Genomic DNA, 17,126 nt, shown 5'->3' with positions numbered 1-17,126 from the left:
TTACGCGGTCTAGCCCTGTCAAAACCCGCCTATGTGGAGGCATCTAATATGCAATCAAGCTTGACGCGGGCCTTGCTGCTGAGCCTTTGCGGATGGGCACAGGCTGCTGCACTACCTGTGGAACTCATGCAACTGGGGCCGAGCGACCCGGCTACACAAAGCTATAACTTGCAGGAGCTGCGCGATGTGCGCGTTTTTGCGCGCTCTGCGGCGGGCTTCAAGCAATCCAGGCTATTTTGGCAGCAGCGGGTCGATGGGCAGTGGCAAGCGCCCCTGCCCATGCCGTTTACTGATGCCCGTTGGCGTGATTCAGACCCGCATCTGGGCGGCAGTGGCAAGACGCTGACCTTTATCTCTGACCGACCAGCGGCGGGGGAGCAAGCCCTGGGGCAGTTGGACCTGTATGAATCGACCTTGTCCGAGGGGCAATGGAGTGTGCCACAGCGCCTGAGCGAGTCGCTGCAAAGCAAGGCTTATGAGCTGGGGCCGGAGCGCTATGGCGATAGGCTGTATTTTGCCTCCTACCGTCCAGCCGGCCCGGGCAAACTGTCGGTATACCGTAGTGATAGGCTGGCCGATGGTGGCTATGGCGCCCCGCTTGCACTCCCGGCACCTGTGAACGAGGGGCCATCCAACAGTGATTTTACGCTGACGCCTGATGGCCGCTATGCATTGTGGTGGAGTGACCGCCATGCCGGCGCTAACCGTGGTGATGCGGATATTTTCATGGCTGAGCGTGTCGGTGCGGGCTTTGGGCCTGCTATCCGCCTGCCTGAGCCGATCAATGGCCCAGGCTTTGAATTCACCCCCTCTGTCAGCAGCGATGGCCAGTGGCTGATGTTTGCCTCTACCCGACCGGGTACGCAAGCTGCCGGCTTGTCGCAGCTCTATCGGGTTAGCTGGCCCGCTCTGCTCAAGGCGCTAGGCCCGCAAGTCGAGGCACATAGCCAGTTGGAGCTGGAGCAAAAGCACAGCGCCTTGTGGCGGGCGATCAGCCACAAGGCGGGCGAGGCATCTGATATCGGGCTGCTGGGCTCATTGCTGCACCCGCAGGCCCAAGTCTGGGGGCAGAGCCTGCGCACGGCCAACCTTGATATCAAGGCCTGGTCTGGCAGCGAGTTTCTGGCCATGCTGAAAACGCCTGCCCTAGAGGCACTCTATGAGTGCGAGGTACACCGCGAGATTCGCCGCTATGGCGCCCATGCCGAAGTCTATAGCGTGGTTGAAAGCCGACGCCGCGCAGATCAGGTGCAAGCAGATGGCGTGGGGGTCAACAGCAGCCAGTGGCAGCTGGGGCCGCAAGGCTGGCAGCTGCTGTCACTGCACTATGCGATGGCGCTGCCTGGCCAGGCGCCACCGTTACAGGCTCGGCAGAGTGGGGACTGCATGGCTTGACTGGGGTGTAGGCCCCGGCGCATGCCCAGCCCCTTTGGCCCCAGCAATGACCTGTATTCAAGTTAGGCTCTTAGGGAATTCTTAAGCCTTAATTAGCGGCGATTTAGCAAAGCGCTAGACGCCCAGCATGCACACTTCATCTCACTTACTCGGCACCTAAGCCGGGATGGGAGAACAGAGCATGCAAGCCAATTATCGCCGTTACGACATCTATGCCCTGATGCACAAGGGGCTGCGCGCTTACCTGAGCCATGTGTTGCTCGAGGTTGGCCGTACCGACTGGCGCGATATCGCCAACCGCAGTGCCAGCCTGATGGCGGTGCGCGAGTTGCTGGGTGTCTGCTCGGCCCATCTGGAACAGGAAAATGCCCTGATCCATACCGCCATGGAATCGCGCCAGCCGGGTTCAACCCGCCAGGCTCAAGTCAACTTTGCAGCCCATATGCATGCCATTGAGCAGCTTTACGATGTGGCGACCACAGTGGAGTCGGCCAACAACTACAACCTGGAGAGTGCAGGCGAGTGGTTGTACCGCGAGTTGGCCATGTTCGTGGCGGACAACTTTGAACATATGGCGATTGAGGAAAGCGTGAACAACCGGGTGCTGTGGGAAACCCATAGCGACGCCGAGATTGTGGCACTGGAGCGTGAGGTGATGGCGGCGGTTCCGGCTGACCGCATGTTGCCCCTGCTGCGCTGGACAGTACCCAACCTAGCCCCCGATGAGCGTGCCCTGATGCTGGGCGAAATGCTGCGGCATGGCGCCCCTGCTGAAGTGTTTGATGGCGTGCTGGCCATGCTGCGCGCCCTGTTGCCCCCCAAGGACTGGGGCCGCCTGACGGTGGCGCTGAGCAACAACTGAGCCGATTGCTCCGTATTCTGCCTCGCTCCCCTGTCGAGGCGGAACACCAATCCGGCGTAAGCCGAGAAACCGGGTTGGTTTTTTATGGCCGCAACTGCGGCCTATTTTTTTGTCTGCCTTTTGTAGGGACCGATCGTGATGCACGCACATGCCAAAACCTGGGTCTACCTGGCGCTGGTCTACTTTCTGGTAGCTATCTTCCTGGGGGTACAGATGGGAGTAAGCCAGGATTACGCCCTGCGCTCTGTCCATACCCATGTCCATCTGCTGGGTTGGGTGTCGTTGACGCTGACAGGGCTGGTCTACCATTTCTTTCCCCATGCAGGGCAAAGCCGCATGGCACATGTGCATTTCTGGCTCTACAACAGCGGCACACCCTTGATGCTGGTGGCCCTGGCTTTGTTTGCTCGGGGCCAAGGCGCGGCTCAGCCGGTGATTGCCATCGGTAGCGTCATGGTGTTGCTGGCGGTGGTGCTGTTTGTATTCAATGTGCTGCGGCACCGGGGGTAGTGCGCGCGCGGTGCGGGGCCGCCAGGGCAAGCCTGGCGTTGGACGTCAGTGCTACCTGTGCCGGTACGCGTGACCCTGTCGCTCAACCGTAGGCATCCACAACCGGCGCTCACATCTTGAACAGGTTTTCAGGCGTCGCTGGTCACTTCTCCGTCTACCAGGCGCACCGGTCGTTCCAGTCGCAGGCGGAAACGGCCGCGGCCGAGTTTTTCCAGGCCCAGCCAGTCGCAACGCTCTGCCAGCCGACGCTGCAGCAGCAGCAGGCGGGTTTCCAGATTGTCGTCGAAGTCGGGCAGGCGCAGGCGTGGGTCCAAGCGAAGGGCACGGTTGCTGGATTCACTGCGACCCTCGCGCTGGTGATCGTTGAGCAGCAGCCAAAGCACGGCGCCCGCCACCCCCTTGATCAGGTAGTCATCGTCCAGGAAGACGCTTTGGGTGGCACCAAAATACCGTATGGTGACCGTGGGACCAATGGCAACCGGCGCACTGCGAGGCGGCTCGGGGAGGGGCTCGGCGATCTCGGTGGGCCGCGTAAGCCAGCGCATGGCTAGGCCCAGTTGCTGGGCGATGGCGACCAGGGCGTCTTCGTCTTCGAAATCGAAACGGCGCGATTCGGCGCTTTCCACATACAGTACGCCCGCCAGCCAGCTACCGGCCTCTATCGGTACGGCCAGGCGGCTGTGTGGGTGATGCAGGGCGGGGATGGGGATTTCCATGCCCAGCAAGGGGGGCATGCGCTGTAGTGCCGGCAGATTGTAATCGTTGGCCAGGCCACTGATCCGTATGGGCATGCGCAACTGGGCAACGCTGCCTATCATGCCACGGCCTATCTCCACTTCCGATCCCACGCCAGACTGGGCGTAGCCTCGGCTGGCCACGGTATACAGCCAGCGGCCCGATTCATCCACGCAGAGCACCAGTGCGTGATCCATGCCCATCAGTTCGGCCAGGCTGTTCAGCACCAGATCGAACGCCTGCGAGAGTTCATCGGCAGCGGCCAGTTTCTGCGACAGCAGCCGTACTGCCGCCAGGCGATTGCAGGGGGCGGGCGGCAGCGGCAATTGCGGACCGGGCAGGGCTTCAACCGTGAGCACCCGGCAGATGTCGGCACCCAGCAGGGGCACGCCTTGGGCCACGCCATTGAGCCGCGCCTGCATGGCGGTATAGACCGGACCGTCCGACTCGGTACGCAGGTATTCGATGGCCAGCCGGTAGCGTGCTGCGGTATCGGGATGCACCACGGTGGCGGCAGCGCGCGGATTACCCAGCAGGTTTTCGCGTAGCGTGGTGGTATAGCAATAAGGTAGGGCGATATGGTAGGCGTCAACAAAGTGCAATTGCGCCAGCTCACAGATATCGGGCACGCCCGTGGCCGAGCTGGTGGCCAGTTGGGCGGGTAGGCTGCCTTCCAGGCAGGCACGTACCTGTTCTGCGTCGAGCCGGCTCATGCTGCGCTCCTTTGCAGCATGCCGGCCAGTGGGCGTATCAGCTCCGCCAGGGTGAAGCGCACGCCAACCAGATCTTGCTGATCGTCGCACAAGGCATAGCTGTAACGGGTGCCGAAGCCTAGCGGCAGCAGCTCCGCGGCTACTGCCTCCCGCTGCGCTTCTATACAGGCTTGGGCGTTGTCCGGCAGGGCGACTTCCTGGGCATCGCGGCCCTTCAGTTGCAGCTTTTGTGGTTGCCCCGGCTGGCTGGCCAGCAAGGCGATATGTGGGTTGCCAGCAATATCAGCCAGCAAGCGGCCGGCCTGTTTGCGCGACAACAGCACTGTCACGGTGCATTTGTCGGCCGCGACCAGGCAGGCCAACGCAGGTGCGATGGTGGGCGAGAGGAAGGCGTCGCAGGATGCCAGGGCAAGCAGGCGGCCGCCTTGCAGGAAGGCGATCAGTTCGTCGGTGAGCGTAGCGTGGGCAGACATGGCGTGCGGATGATAGCGGGGGCGGGCTTGCAGCGAAACCGCTAATGTATATTCCGCCTATGACAGTTGGCGGTGCGCACGATCCGCCAGCCGGAAAAACCAGCCCATACGGTCGGCGCATCTGGCTTGCTGTCGTCAACTATACCCAGCATGGCGGTACTGGCGAGGTATGTGAGCGCAGGTGCGCGGTCCTTGCCGGATGACCTCCCTGCGGCAAAAACGCGACAAGCACTACGGGGTCATTCGGCGTGCAGTGCTTCAAGAAAGGCGAGACCGTAACGCTCCAGCTTTTGCGCGCCTACACCGGAGATGTGGGCCATGTCGGCCAGGGTGCCGGGCTTGGCATCCAGCATGGCTTTGAGGGTGGCGTCGGTAAAGATCAGGTAGGCCGGTACGCTTTGCTCGTCGGCCAGCTCGCGCCGCTTCTGTCGCAACCGCTGCCACAGCGCTTCATCCTGCGGGGCAATGTCCTGGCTGGCGGCACTGCGTTTCTTGTCGCGCTCGGTCTTGTCACGCTTCTTATCTGGCAGGCCGCGTAGCCGCAATGCCTGCTCGCCGCGCAGCAAGGGCCGGGCGGTGTCGGTCAGCTGCAGGCCGCCGAATTCGGGTTCGGTCTGCAGGTAGCCTGCTGCCAGCAACTGGCGCAGGACCGAGCGCCAGCCAGCCTCGGGCATGTCGGTGCCTATGCCAAAGGTGGTGACGCGGTCATGGAAGTGCTGCTTGACCTTGTCGGTGGCCTTGCCCAGTAGCACGTCGATCACATGGCCCGCGCCGAAGCGTTGACCGGTACGGAACACGCAGCTGAGCGCCTTGCGGGCGGCTTCGGTGGCATCCCAGGTGGTGGGTGGGTTCAGGCAGTTGTCGCAGTTGCCGCAGTCGGCGGATTGCTCGCCAAAATAGGCCAGTATGACCTGGCGCCGGCAGGCAACAGTCTCGGCCAGGCCCAGCATGGCATTGAGCTTTTGCCGCTCAACCTGCTTTTGCGCTTCGGGTGCCTGGCCACTTTCTATCATTTCCTTCAGCTGCATCACATCGTTCAAGCCATAGGCCAGCCAGGCGCTGGAGGGCAGGCCGTCGCGGCCGGCACGACCGGTTTCCTGGTAGTAGCCTTCCAGGCTCTTGGGCAAGTCGATATGGGCAACGAAGCGTACATCCGGCTTGTCTATGCCCATGCCAAAGGCAATGGTGGCCACCATGACGATACCTTCCTCACGCAGGAAGCGCGTCTGGTTGCGGGCGCGCAGCTCGGCATTCATGCCGGCATGGTAGGGCAGGGCGGTGATGCCGTTGGCGCAGAGGAACTGGGCCGTCTCCTCTACCCGTTTGCGCGAAAGGCAGTAGACAATACCGGCATCGCCATCGTGCTCGCGTTCGATAAAGGCCAGTAGTTGCTTGCGGGCATTGTCCTTTTCGACAATGCGATAGCGGATATTCGGGCGGTCGAAACTGGAGACGAACTGGGCGGCATCTTCCAGTGCCAGCCTTTGCACGATCTCACGCCGGGTAGCCGCATCGGCCGTGGCAGTCAGGGCAATGCGCGGTACAGCCGGATAGCGCTCGTGCAGCAGCGAGAGGCCGATGTACTCAGGTCGGAAATCGTGGCCCCACTGGCTGACGCAGTGCGCCTCGTCAATGGCAAACAGTGCGGCTGGCGTATGCTCCAGCAAGGCCAGGAATCGGGGAGTCAGCAGGCGCTCGGGTGCGACATAAAGTAGCTTGAGTTCGCCGCGCAGATAGCGTTGCTCCACCTCACGGGCGGCATTGTTGTCCAGGGTGGAATTCAGGAAGGCGGCTTCCACCCCCAACTGGTGCAGGCCCTCGACCTGATCCTGCATCAGTGCGATCAGGGGGGAGACCACCACGGCGCAGCCGGGGCGCATCAGCGCGGGAATCTGATAGCACAGCGACTTGCCGCCGCCGGTAGGCATCAGTACCAGCGCATCGCCGCCTTGGGCAACATGCTCGACAATCTCGGCCTGGCGGCCACGGAAGCGGTCGTAGCCGAAGATGGTTTGCAGCAGGGAAAGGGCAGAAGAGGCGGACACGGCACTGACAGATGGAGGCAAGCGTCGATTATACCGGTTGCCTGACTTACATTCCCTGTTGTCGTACCGGTTTGATTCTGGTGACAATACTGGGCAGTTCAATCGGAGGGAGGGCGGCATGTCGATACGTCAGCGCGGTGGAGCGAAGCTGGCCGGTAGTGGATTGGCTTTTGCGGGTGTCTTTTATGCCGTGCTGCAGCACAAATCCTTGGGCAGCAGCCATGCCGGCCCCATTGCCTTGATAGCCATGGGCGCCCCTGGTGCATTTGCACTGGTTGGTTTGTTTGAACTGGTGAGCGGCCTGCCTTTTACCAAGGCTGCCGAGGCATGGGACAGCCTGGAGGGATGGCAGCGGGGTGTGTTGGGGCTGATGGTGGTAGTACTGGCCTTTGCCTTGGTGATCGGTGGCATGGTGCTCTACGCCACGCTGACCGGCTAGTTCATGCCAGGCGCTGGAGTCAGTTCAACGGGATAACGAGCCTCAGCGAGGCCCCCGCGCGGCGGCGCGGGCGGGGGGAGTGGGGTAAATCAGGGTAGAGCCCCATGTATCAGGCTGCCTTCATCTTTAGCGCCAGGGTCTCCCTGGCGTCTGATCTGTTCGTCATCAACCATCGACGACCTGCATCCATGACAGGCTATCAACGGCTGGCCAGCTGTTTGCTCGGCCGGTAATCGCTGTAGGTCTGTATCAGGTTCTGCTTCAGCTCCTTCACCCCACCTATATTGCCTTGCAGTATGGTCTGGGCGCGGGCAGGTAGCAGGGCGCCGCTGGCGTGGCGGCTGAAATCCACCTGTATACTGAATTTCTCTATTTTGGCGACCAGCTTGGCCCGGAACGGCTCGGGGTTGTAGAGCAGGATGCTGGCTATTTCGCCGGTCGGTGCCAGGGTCAAGGTGCCTGCCAGTAGCTCGGGGTCGACCTCGGTGAGGCTGTCATTGGGTTTGACATTGAAGCGATAGCGCAGCGGCTTGGGGCCAGCATCCAGCGGCGTCAACGAGGCGGCATCAACCAGGTCGCGAAAGCGCAGGGTGCGGCTGTTCTTCTTGCGGCGCTCCTGATAGCTGGCCTGTTGCTCGGCCGTGGCGGGCTTGCCGTCTATCAGCTCCAGCAGCCATTCCTTGCCGACGTTGTCCGGGTCATGCCGTATCAGACGATTGCTATCCCCCGACTCCTGCACGCGGTAATGCCACTGATAGCTATCGTGTTTTTTCAGTTCGGCCAGGGCATCCTGCGCGGGATTGGCGGCGGCGTTGGCGGCAAACAGCAGGCTAAGCAGGGCGAGTAGGGATTTCATGGTGTCCTGGGCTAGGTTGGCGTAACGATCAGAGCAGGATGCGTGGTGTGGGTTCCTCAGGATATATAAAAAACAGCCCGTGATGACGGGCTGTTAGGGGGTAATGCGAACGGTTCGGTTTTTTTGCGACAGTGGATTATTCGGACGGGCTCTGTGTCTGTTCTGGTACGCTGATCTGCATACGATCCCCCTGCATGGTGACTGCCAGGTGCTTGAGGGCGCTCATGCCCAGCAGTACCTCATCCGGGTCGCCAAAGTTGGGGCTCATATTGGCGGGGATGTCGCGCAGGATGATGTCTCCCAACCGCAGTTCGGCGATGCGGGTGAGGTAGCCCTCCACCTCGCCATTGGCGGTGGAAATGGCAATGGCGCGCCCAGGCTGCAGGCCCAGCTTCTGGGCCAGGCGCATGTCCATGGCCACGCCGGTGGCGCCGGTATCCAGCATCAGTTTGACGACCTGGCCGTTGATCTGGCCTTCCAGCCGATAGTGGCCGTCGCGGGCGCGCTGCAGTTCCAGCACTCTGCCCGACAGGTTGCTGATGCGGTTAGGCACCTCTTGCTGCTCAAGCAGGCTGCGCATGCCAAGAAACAGCATGGCCAGGACAAGCAGCCAGAGCCCGATATTAGGCCCCCAGTGCTGCCACCATTGCCGGCTTAGCATGCGCGCGCCATCCGCCTATCAGCCCAGCCACTTGCGGGCATTGCGGAACATGCGCATCCAGCCGCTATCCTCGCCCCAGCTTTCCGGATGCCAGCTGAGCGTCGCCGTGCGGAAGGTACGCTCGGGGTGCGGCATCATGATGCTGAAACGGCCGTCGCCGGTGGTGACGCCGGCAATGCCGTCGGGCGATCCATTGGGGTTTTGCGGGTAGGTCTCGGTGGCCTGGCCACGATCATCGACGTAGCGCAGCGCGGTGATGACCTGCTTGCGCTGGCTGGCTTCGGCGAATACGGCCCGGCCTTCGCCATGCGAGACCACGACCGGCATGCGTGCACCCTGCATGCCCTCAAAGAACAGGCTGGGGCTCTTAGCGACTTCGGCCATGACCAGCCGTGCCTCGAACTGCTCGGATGCATTGCGACGGAACTTGGGCCAATCCTGCGCACCGGGGATTATCTCGGCCAGGTTGGACATCATCTGGCAGCCATTGCAGACGCCCAGGGCAAAGGTGTCGCTGCGTCCGAAGAAGCGGCTGAACTCTTCGCGGCCCAGGCTGTTGAACAGGATGGACTTGGCCCAGCCTTCGCCCGCGCCCAGCACATCGCCGTAGCTGAAGCCACCGCAGGCGGCAAAGCCCTGGAAATCCTGGAGCGAGAGCCGGCCGCTGAGGATGTCGGACATATGCACATCCAGCGCTGTAAAGCCGGCGCGGTCGAATGCGGCAGCCATTTCGAGATGGCCGTTGACGCCTTGCTCGCGCAGGATGGCGATGCGTGGCTTGATGCCCTTGGCGATATAGGGTGCGGCCACATCCTCGCTGGGATCGAAATTCAGGTCGGCGTAGAGGCCACGGGCATGCTTGTCGTCCAGGCGGGCGTACTCGCTGTCTGCACAGGCCGGGTTGTCGCGCAGGCGCTGCAACTGCCAGCTGGTCTGCGACCAGGCCTTGTGCAGATCGGCACGGCTTTCGCTGAACACCAGGCGATTGCGCTTCTTGATCTTGAGCTTGTCGTCGTCGTTGGGCGAACCGATCACGTGCAGCTGGCTACGGATGCCCACGGCAAAGAAGGCCGCCATGACAGCGTGGGTGTCGCTGCGGCGTACCTGCAGCACGGCGCCCAGTTCCTCGTTGAATAGCACGCCCATCAGGCGGCCGTTCTCGGCACGTGCCACCGATTCGGGGTTGATCTCGCCGTATTCACGCTCGTTGCGGCGGCGCTCTATGCACAACTCGTCCACATCCAGCGTCACACCGACATGGCCGGCAAACATCATCTCGGCCACCGTGGCCAGCAGGCCGCCATCACCACGGTCGTGGTAGGCCAGCAGCTTGCCCTGGGCATTGAGTTGCTGGACTACCCCAAAGAAGGCGGCCAGGGCCTGCGGGTCTTCCAGGTCTGGTGCGTGGTTGCCTACCTGTTTGTAGACCTGGGCCAGGGCAGAGCCGGACAGGCGGCACTTGCCGTTGCCAAGGTCGATCAGGATCAGGTCGGTATCGCCCTGATCGGTTTTCAGCTGCGGGGTTAGCGTGCGGCGTACGTCACTGACTGGGGCAAAGGCGGAGACGATCAGCGACAGTGGCGCAACCACGGCCTTGTTCTCGCCCTTGTCCTGCCATACGGTCTTCATGGACAGACTGTCCTTGCCCACCGGTATGCTGACACCCAGGGCGATGCTGAGATCACGTACGGCCTCGACGGTGTCATACAGGCGGGCATCCTCACCGGGGTGGCCGGCGGCGGCCATCCAGTTGGCCGACAGCTTGACGTCGCCCAGCTTGGCCACCGGTGCGGCTGCCAGATTGGTGATGGCTTCACCCAGCGCCATGCGGCCCGATGCGGGGGCCGAGATCAGTGCCAGCGGGGTACGCTCGCCCATGGACATGGCTTCACCCAGGCAGGTCTCGTAACCCATGGTGGTCACGGCCACATCGGCCACCGGTACTTGCCAGGGGCCGACCATCTGGTCACGGGCGGTCATGCCACCGACCGAACGGTCGCCTATGGTGATCAGGAAGCTCTTGTCGGCGACGGCAGGCAAGCGCAACACACGGTAGGTGGCATCGTGCAGGTCCAGGCCGCTGGAGTCGAACATGGGCAGGTCGGGGTTGAGCCGCTGTACATCGCGCGTCATCTTGGGCGGCTTGCCCAGCAGCACGTCCATCGGCATGTCGACCGGCTTGTTGCCGAAGTGGCTGTCGGCCAGTTCCAGCTGCTTTTCCAGGGTGGCGGTTCCCACCACGGCGAAGGGGCAGCGCTCGCGGTCGGCCATGGCCTTGAAGGCGGGCAGGTCGGCTGCTGCAATGGCCAGGACGTACCGCTCCTGCGATTCGTTGCACCAGATCTGCAGCGGGGACATGCCCCTTTCTTCGATATGGATATCGCGCAGCTTGAACTGGGCGCCGCGATCCGAGCCATGTACCAGCTCGGGCAGGGCATTGGACAGGCCGCCTGCGCCCACATCGTGAATGCTGAGGATGGGGTTCTTGTCGCCGAGCTGCCAGCAGCGGTCGATGACCTCCTGGGCGCGGCGCTCGATTTCGGGGTTGCCACGCTGTACAGAATCGAAGTCCAGGTCGGCTGCGTTGGCACCGGTATCCATGGAGGAGGCGGCGCCGCCACCGAGGCCGATGAGCATGCCAGGGCCACCCAGCACGATGATGAGGGCGCCGGCTGGGATATCGTGCTTGCCGACATGATCGCCGTCGATATTGCCCAGGCCGCCAGCGATCATGATGGGCTTGTGGTAGCCGCGCATCTCACCCAGGTGGCTTTCTTCGTAGGTACGGAAGTAGCCGGTGAGGTTGGGGCGGCCGAACTCGTTATTGAAGGCCGCACCGCCGATAGGTCCGTCCAGCATGATCTGCAGGGCAGAGACGATGCGGGCGGGCTTGCCATATTCGAGCTGGGTGTCGGAGTGCACTTCCCAGGGTTGCTTGAACCCGGGGATATTGAGGTTGGACACGGTGAAGCCGGTCAACCCTGCCTTGGGGCGGGAGCCACGACCGGTGGCGCCCTCGTCGCGTATCTCGCCGCCGGCACCGGTGGAGGCGCCAGCGAAGGGGGAGATGGCGGTGGGGTGGTTGTGTGTTTCCACCTTCATCAGGATATGGGTGGGGCGTGCGTTGTAGCGATATTCCTGGCTGCCCGGCTGGGGGTAGAAACGCAGGATGCCAGCGCCTTCGATCACCGAGGAGTTGTCGGAGTAAGCTACCACGGTGCCTTCCGGGTGGGCCTTGTGGGTGTCGCGTATCATGCCGAACAGGGACTTGGCCTGGGCTTCGCCGTCGATGACGAAGTCGGCATTGAATATCTTGTGGCGGCAATGCTCGGAGTTTGCCTGGGCGAACATCATCAGCTCGATGTCGTTCGGATTGCGGCCCAGTTTCTGGAAGTTTTCTACCAGGTAGTCGATCTCATCGGCCGACAGCGCTAGGCCCATGTCGCGGTTGGCGGCTTCAAGTGCCGGCCGGCCGCCACCGAGGATGTCCACGCTGGCCAGTGGTTGGGGTTCGACGTGGCGGAAAAGGCCGGCAATGCCGTCGAAGTCCGGCCAGACGGTTTCGGTCATGCGGTCATGTGCCAGTTCGGTGAGCTTGGCCAGCTCGGCGGGGCCGAGGTCGCGACCGGCATACAGCGCCATGCCACGCTCGATGCGGATGACTTTTTCCAGGCCGCACAGGCCGATGATGTCGGTGGCCTTGGATGACCACGGCGATATGGTGCCCAGTCGGGGGGTGATCAGGACCATGCTGCCCTTGGCGCGGCTGGCGTCAGCGGCATTGTCATCAGACAGGATGCGGTCCAGTTTATGCGCCTCGTCGGCGTCCAGGTCTGCGCTCAGCTCGGCGAAATGCCAGAACTCGGCATAGGGCGCCAGGCCGGTGATGCCGGCGTCCTTCAGGCCATTGATCAGTTTTTCGAGACGGAAAGCGGAGAGGGCGATACCGCCGCGAAGCTTGAGGAGGGTGGGCATAAGGAGCGAACCGGTCCGTTTGATCGGGGATGAGGCGGCGAATTTTACCGGAAAAGTGGCGCGGCTTGGAGCCGTTGGGCAGAAGAAGATGCGGATTTAAAAGCAAAAACGGACGATTGCTCGTCCGTTTTTGCTGATGCTGCCAGGGTATTGCTGGCTCAGGCGGCCGTCTGGAGTGTGTGGCTCAGGCGCTTGAGCACCTCATCCTTGCCCAGCAGGGCCAGTACCAGATCCACTGATGGAGTCTGGGTGGTGCCGCAAAGAGCGGCACGTAGCGGCATGCCGACCAGGGGCATCTTTACCCCTTCGGCGGCCACAAAGGTCTTGATGGCGGCAGAGAGGGTGGGGGCATCCCAGGCGGTATCGGCCAGCGCCTTGTGAAAGCGTGCCAGGCGGGCGCGGGCTTCCTCGTTCAGATGCTGGGCGGCCAGTTCGGCTGGCGCGGCATCGTGACGATAGAAATAGGTGGCTTGCGCTGCCAGATCCACCAGGTTGGTGACGCGTTCCTTCAGCAGGCCGATCACCTCGGCCAGTGCAGGCCCCTGGGTGCTGTCGTAGCCCAGCTTGGTCAGGAAGGGTGCGGTCAGCTCCGCCAGCCGCTGGTTGTCGGCTGCCTTCATGTGCTGCTGGTTGATCCACAGCATCTTGTCGCGGTCGAAGCGCGAGGGGCTGGGGCTGACGTTCTTCAGGTCGAACCACTCGACGAACTGGGTCATGGTGAAGAACTCTTCGTCACCATGGCCCCAGCCCAGCCTGGCCAGGTAGTTCAGCAGGGCCTCAGGCAGGATGCCCTGCTCGCTGTAATCGACCACGCTGACCGCGTCGCGCCGCTTGCTCATCTTCTGGCCGTTGGCATTCAGGATCATGGGCAGGTGGCCATACACCGGCAGCGGGGCGCCGAGTGCTGCCAGGATATTGATCTGGCGCGGGGTATTGTTGACATGGTCGTCGCCGCGGATAACGTGGGTGATGCCCATGTCCCAGTCATCGACCACTACGCAGAAGTTATAGGTGGGGGTGCCGTCAGGCCGGGCGATGATCAGATCGTCCAGCTCCACATTGCCGATCTCGATGCGGCCCTTGACGGCATCGTCCCAGGCCACCACGCCATCTATGGGGTTGCGAAAGCGCACCACGGGTTGTACGCCTTCCGGTACCGGCGGTAGGGTCTTGCCGCGTTCGGGGCGCCAGGTGCGATCGTAGCGGGGCTTCTCGCCACGCGCTTCGGCCTCGGCACGCATCTGATCCAGCTCTTCCTTGGAGGAATAGCAATAGTAGGCGGTGCCTGCGGCCAGCATGTCCTGTATCACCACCTTGTAGCGATCCATGCGCTGCATCTGGTAGAACGGGCCCTCGTCATAGTCCAGGCCCACCCAGTGCATGCCATCCATGATGGCCTTGACGGATTCGGGGGTGGACCGTTCCAGGTCGGTGTCCTCTATGCGCAGTACGAACACGCCTTGCTGCTTGCGGGCGTAGGCCCAGGAAAACAGGGCGGTGCGGACGCCACCGATATGCAGGAGGCCGGTGGGCGAGGGGGCGAAGCGGGTGCGGACGGTCATGATGGGCCGGGTGTGCGAGAAAAGCGCACATTTTACCCGGTGACGAGAGGGGTGGCGAATCGGCTATGGCGGCCGAGGTTGGCGGGGGGGCTGGCCAGGGTGTCGCGCGCCCCTGCCGAGGCGCGCGCATGGGTGGTGCTAGCGGTAGTTGAAGCGCAGCATGCGCTCGCCGCCAGGATTGCCCTGGCCTACCTGATTGAGGAATGGGCTGAGTACGGCCTCGGAGCCAGGGCTGGCTTGCAGGCCAACTTCGGCCGCCAGGCCTTGGCTCGCCTCCCAGTGACCGCCACCGTTCAGTTGCAGGCGGCCACCCAGGGTGGCCAGCTGGATGCGCAGGCCCTCGCCAGCGGGGCTCAGGGTCAGGCGATAGTCGCCCAGGGGAGAGACCATGGGGGCCAGGCTGGAGTTGGCGCCCAGCCAGTCCAGCGTCAGGGTGCCGGTGGGCTTGCCCGCCTGGTAGCGTAGTTCGGGGCTGGCCAGCCGCAGCTGGCCGCTCAGGCCATAGGGTTTGACACCCTTATCGAGCTGAAACACGGGTGCGGCGGCCACGGCCAGGTTGACTTCCTGTATGGCCAGGCCGCCCCAGCCGATGGAAACAAGGCCTTGACCGCCGTCCAGCGTGATCTGGTAGGCGAGCCTGCCCTTGAGCAGTGCCTTGGGTTGCCAGACCCAGTCCAGTCGTTCGCCCAGGGCTGTCCCTTGTAGCAGGGGCTGGGCCGAGCCTTGCCAGAGGCTGCCTTGGGCGCCGGCCAGTTGCAGCTTGTCCTTGGTCTGGGCCGCAATGATGCTGCCCATAACCGTGGCGGGGAGCCGCAATACCAGGAAGGCCGTAGTCAGCAAGGTCAGCAACAGCCACCAATGCCAGGAGAGGCGTTTCATCGCGTCCACTCCACGTCGGCATCGACATTGCCACCTTCGACGCTGCGCACCGATAGCTTGCTGAGCGACCAGCCCTGTGCCTGGCTGCTGGCGAGCAGGGCGGTGACGGCGCTCCAGGCGACAGCCTTGGCGCTGAGGCTGCTGCGTTGGTTGTCGGCGCGGCTGATGCTGACGTTGTCGCCGCTCAGGCCCGCTGTGGCTGCCAGTGCGCCGATGTCAGCGGCGACAGTGGGGCCGGCGGGGCCACCGGTGGCCTGGGCCAGATCGCGCTCGAAGCGGGCGGCATCAGCGCGCAAGGTCGGCAAGGTGCGTTGCAGGCGGCTGTGCTCGCTGAGCAGGGGGGCGACGATGGCGCTATAGATCAGGACCAGTAGCAGAATGCTGCCGCCCGCTGCCAGGATGGCTCTTTCGCGGGCATTGCGCTGCTTCCAGAATAGTGTGAGCTGGGCGAGGACGTTGTTCATGATTGAGGTGTCAGTATGAGCCGGGTGCGATCGGTGCCGGAGGGGCGTACCTCTACCTTGCCGTTGGCGCTGAGAGCCTGTACGAGGTTGCCGAGTTGATCTGGGGCGGCCTGGTATTCCGCTTCGACCCGGCCTTCCAGGTAATCCAGCGTGACCAGCGGTACGCCGGAGGCCTGCAACTGGGGCGCTACCTTGAGTAGCGGTGCCAGACTGCCTGCTTGCGGGGCGAGTGCCGGGGTGGCGTTGCTGGCCAGCTTGGCTTGCAGCTGCAGGCGGGCATCCACCAGCGGTTCCTTGGGATAGGCCTTGGTGTAGGCCGTATCTATGCCTTGTCGCAGGCGTTGCTCTTCGCTACGCCAGGACAGCCATTGGCCAGTGGTCACCAGGAGTGCCAGCAGCACGGCGCTGCCAGCCAGCCAGGCGGTGGGCCTGAGGCGATTCCAGTCCACATCGAACTGGGTGCCGGCGGCGAATTCGCCTTGCAGCAGCTCTACGGCATCGCCGGCTACGGCGTTGCTGTAGGCATCGCCGTCGGCGAGTTGAACGGGACGGCCGAGCGCAGCGGTCCAGCGATCCAGTGCAATCTCGGCCTGGGCGGTCTTGGGTGCGGCCAGCTCAAGCTGAGGCACATCGCCCAGCAGGGCGACCAGCAGCGGAGGCGGGTCTGCAGGGCTGACGGCGTCAAACCACTGCGATGTTTCGCCGGTACGGCGGGCCCAGCCGTTGCCGCACCAGAGCAATACGCTGCCATCGGCAGCTACCAGGGCGTCGGACGCCCAGGCGGCGCGTGGGCGGCGACCGACTTGGGTCAGGGTGTTCATCAGTTCGGCCAGCAGCTCCCGCTGGACTGCGGCTACACGGCATTGCTCGCCTACCAGCTGGTGGGCCAGGTGTTGCTCGGTGGGCTCGGCCAGTAGTACCTGATCCAAGGCAAACGGCAGCAATTTGCTCGCCTGTTTACCTGCGCCTTTGGGCAGGCTGGCCGTGGTGCGCAGCACGCGGGCCGGTGGCAGGAACAACTCCACCCGGCTGGCTGCTGGCAGGGCGCTTAGCGCAGAACGGCCGTGGCCGGATTGCGGGCCGTTGAGGGTGCGCCATTCCACTTCGGTGGCGGGCGAGGCAGGTAAAGCGGCTTCGGTGAAGAAGAGTCGTAGCGTGGTCACGACAGTGGGCCGTAGGGAGTGTTGTATAAAGTGTGCGCGAGTATGACACAGCGTTTCGAATTGTTGGCGCCGCCAGTATGCACCGTGGCGGCGTACAGACAGCTTGCACGGCGCGCTGCAGGGCCGTCGAGGGCGGTGAGGGATGGGGTTGCGGCGGGTGTCTGGACGGCCGCTTGATGACCGGGTTTGTTATTTACCCAATCTCTCGCCTATAATCCTCGATTCGTTACGCGCCGCGTGTCGTGTCCAGTGCATGGTCCGACCTAAAGACGCAGCGCCGGGAAGCGAGAGTGGCGGAATTGGTAGACGCACTGGATTTAGGTTCCAGCGCCGTAAGGTGTGGGGGTTCGAGTCCCCCCTCTCGCACCAGGATACGCTGACGCCGACGCTTGGT

Annotated in this window: 14 protein-coding genes and 1 tRNA gene; 5 read left to right on the top strand and 10 right to left on the bottom strand. The window is 63.2% G+C overall.

Annotation, left to right across the window (positions count from 1 at the left end):
• Positions 1–48: 48 nt before the first annotated feature.
• The 3 genes from QWZ03_RS00775 to QWZ03_RS00765 all read left to right on the top strand — a co-directional run bounded on the left by QWZ03_RS00775 (position 49) and on the right by QWZ03_RS00765 (position 2,767).
• Positions 49–1,395 (top strand): hypothetical protein, encoded by a 1,347-nt coding sequence (locus QWZ03_RS00775; protein WP_290330978.1) that lies wholly within the window; start codon positions 49–51, stop codon positions 1,393–1,395.
• A gap of 181 nt (positions 1,396–1,576) precedes the next feature.
• On the top strand, positions 1,577–2,257 hold the full coding sequence (locus QWZ03_RS00770; protein ID WP_290330977.1) for a hemerythrin domain-containing protein: 681 nt from the start codon (positions 1,577–1,579) through the stop codon (positions 2,255–2,257).
• 135 nt (positions 2,258–2,392) lie between these two features.
• On the top strand, positions 2,393–2,767 hold the full coding sequence (locus tag QWZ03_RS00765) for a hypothetical protein (RefSeq protein WP_284197793.1): 375 nt from the start codon (positions 2,393–2,395) through the stop codon (positions 2,765–2,767).
• Positions 2,768–2,895: 128 nt separating this feature from the next.
• Here the strand turns inward: QWZ03_RS00765 and QWZ03_RS00760 are convergent, their stop codons facing one another.
• From QWZ03_RS00760 to recQ, 3 genes are all read right to left on the bottom strand, one after another.
• Complete coding sequence (locus QWZ03_RS00760) at positions 2,896–4,215, bottom strand: GAF domain-containing protein (RefSeq protein ID WP_290330976.1); 1,320 nt, start codon at positions 4,213–4,215, stop codon at positions 2,896–2,898.
• The gene (locus QWZ03_RS00755) at positions 4,212–4,688 is read right to left on the bottom strand and encodes a pyridoxamine 5'-phosphate oxidase family protein (protein ID WP_290330975.1); all 477 of its coding nucleotides are present in this window, start codon (positions 4,686–4,688) and stop codon (positions 4,212–4,214) included. The genes QWZ03_RS00760 and QWZ03_RS00755 overlap by 4 nt, the downstream gene beginning before the upstream one ends.
• Before the next feature lie 239 nt (positions 4,689–4,927).
• Positions 4,928–6,733, bottom strand: a complete 1,806-nt coding sequence (gene recQ, locus QWZ03_RS00750) for a DNA helicase RecQ (RefSeq protein WP_290330974.1) — start codon at positions 6,731–6,733, stop codon at positions 4,928–4,930.
• A gap of 118 nt (positions 6,734–6,851) precedes the next feature.
• On the opposite strand from recQ, the gene QWZ03_RS00745 reads away from it, so the two are divergent.
• Entirely contained in the window at positions 6,852–7,172 is a 321-nt protein-coding gene (locus tag QWZ03_RS00745; protein WP_290330973.1) for a hypothetical protein, read from the top strand.
• A 199-nt stretch (positions 7,173–7,371) separates the two neighbouring features.
• On the opposite strand, the gene QWZ03_RS00740 is transcribed toward QWZ03_RS00745, so the two are convergent.
• The 7 genes from QWZ03_RS00740 to gspL form a co-directional block, all read right to left on the bottom strand.
• Entirely contained in the window at positions 7,372–8,028 is a 657-nt protein-coding gene (locus QWZ03_RS00740) for a hypothetical protein (RefSeq protein WP_290330972.1), read from the bottom strand.
• Positions 8,029–8,164: 136 nt separating this feature from the next.
• On the bottom strand, positions 8,165–8,689 hold the full coding sequence (locus tag QWZ03_RS00735; RefSeq protein WP_290330971.1) for a retropepsin-like aspartic protease family protein: 525 nt from the start codon (positions 8,687–8,689) through the stop codon (positions 8,165–8,167).
• An 18-nt stretch (positions 8,690–8,707) separates the two neighbouring features.
• Entirely contained in the window at positions 8,708–12,664 is a 3,957-nt protein-coding gene (gene purL, locus QWZ03_RS00730; protein WP_290330970.1) for a phosphoribosylformylglycinamidine synthase, read from the bottom strand.
• A 158-nt stretch (positions 12,665–12,822) separates the two neighbouring features.
• Positions 12,823–14,226, bottom strand: coding sequence for a glutamate--tRNA ligase (gltX, locus tag QWZ03_RS00725; RefSeq protein ID WP_290330969.1), 1,404 nt, complete (start codon positions 14,224–14,226; stop codon positions 12,823–12,825).
• A gap of 138 nt (positions 14,227–14,364) precedes the next feature.
• The gene (gene gspN / locus QWZ03_RS00720) at positions 14,365–15,105 is read right to left on the bottom strand and encodes a type II secretion system protein N (RefSeq protein ID WP_290330968.1); all 741 of its coding nucleotides are present in this window, start codon (positions 15,103–15,105) and stop codon (positions 14,365–14,367) included.
• Positions 15,102–15,569, bottom strand: a complete 468-nt coding sequence (locus tag QWZ03_RS00715) for a type II secretion system protein M (protein WP_290330967.1) — start codon at positions 15,567–15,569, stop codon at positions 15,102–15,104. Before QWZ03_RS00715 ends, gspN begins: the two co-directional genes overlap by 4 nt.
• Positions 15,566–16,732: a type II secretion system protein GspL gene (gene gspL / locus QWZ03_RS00710; RefSeq protein ID WP_290330966.1), complete on the bottom strand. Its 1,167-nt coding sequence runs from the start codon at positions 16,730–16,732 to the stop codon at positions 15,566–15,568. Before gspL ends, QWZ03_RS00715 begins: the two co-directional genes overlap by 4 nt.
• Positions 16,733–17,016: 284 nt before the next feature.
• On the opposite strand from gspL, the gene QWZ03_RS00705 reads away from it, so the two are divergent.
• Positions 17,017–17,101 (top strand) — tRNA-Leu (locus QWZ03_RS00705).
• Positions 17,102–17,126 lie beyond the last annotated feature (25 nt).

Origin of the sequence: Chitinimonas viridis (assembly GCF_030409555.1) — a bacterium.
Lineage (GTDB): Bacteria > Pseudomonadota > Gammaproteobacteria > Burkholderiales > Chitinimonadaceae > Chitinimonas > Chitinimonas viridis.
The sequence above is the reverse complement of the archived record's forward strand: the minus strand, read 5'-3'. Positions and strand labels throughout refer to the sequence as shown.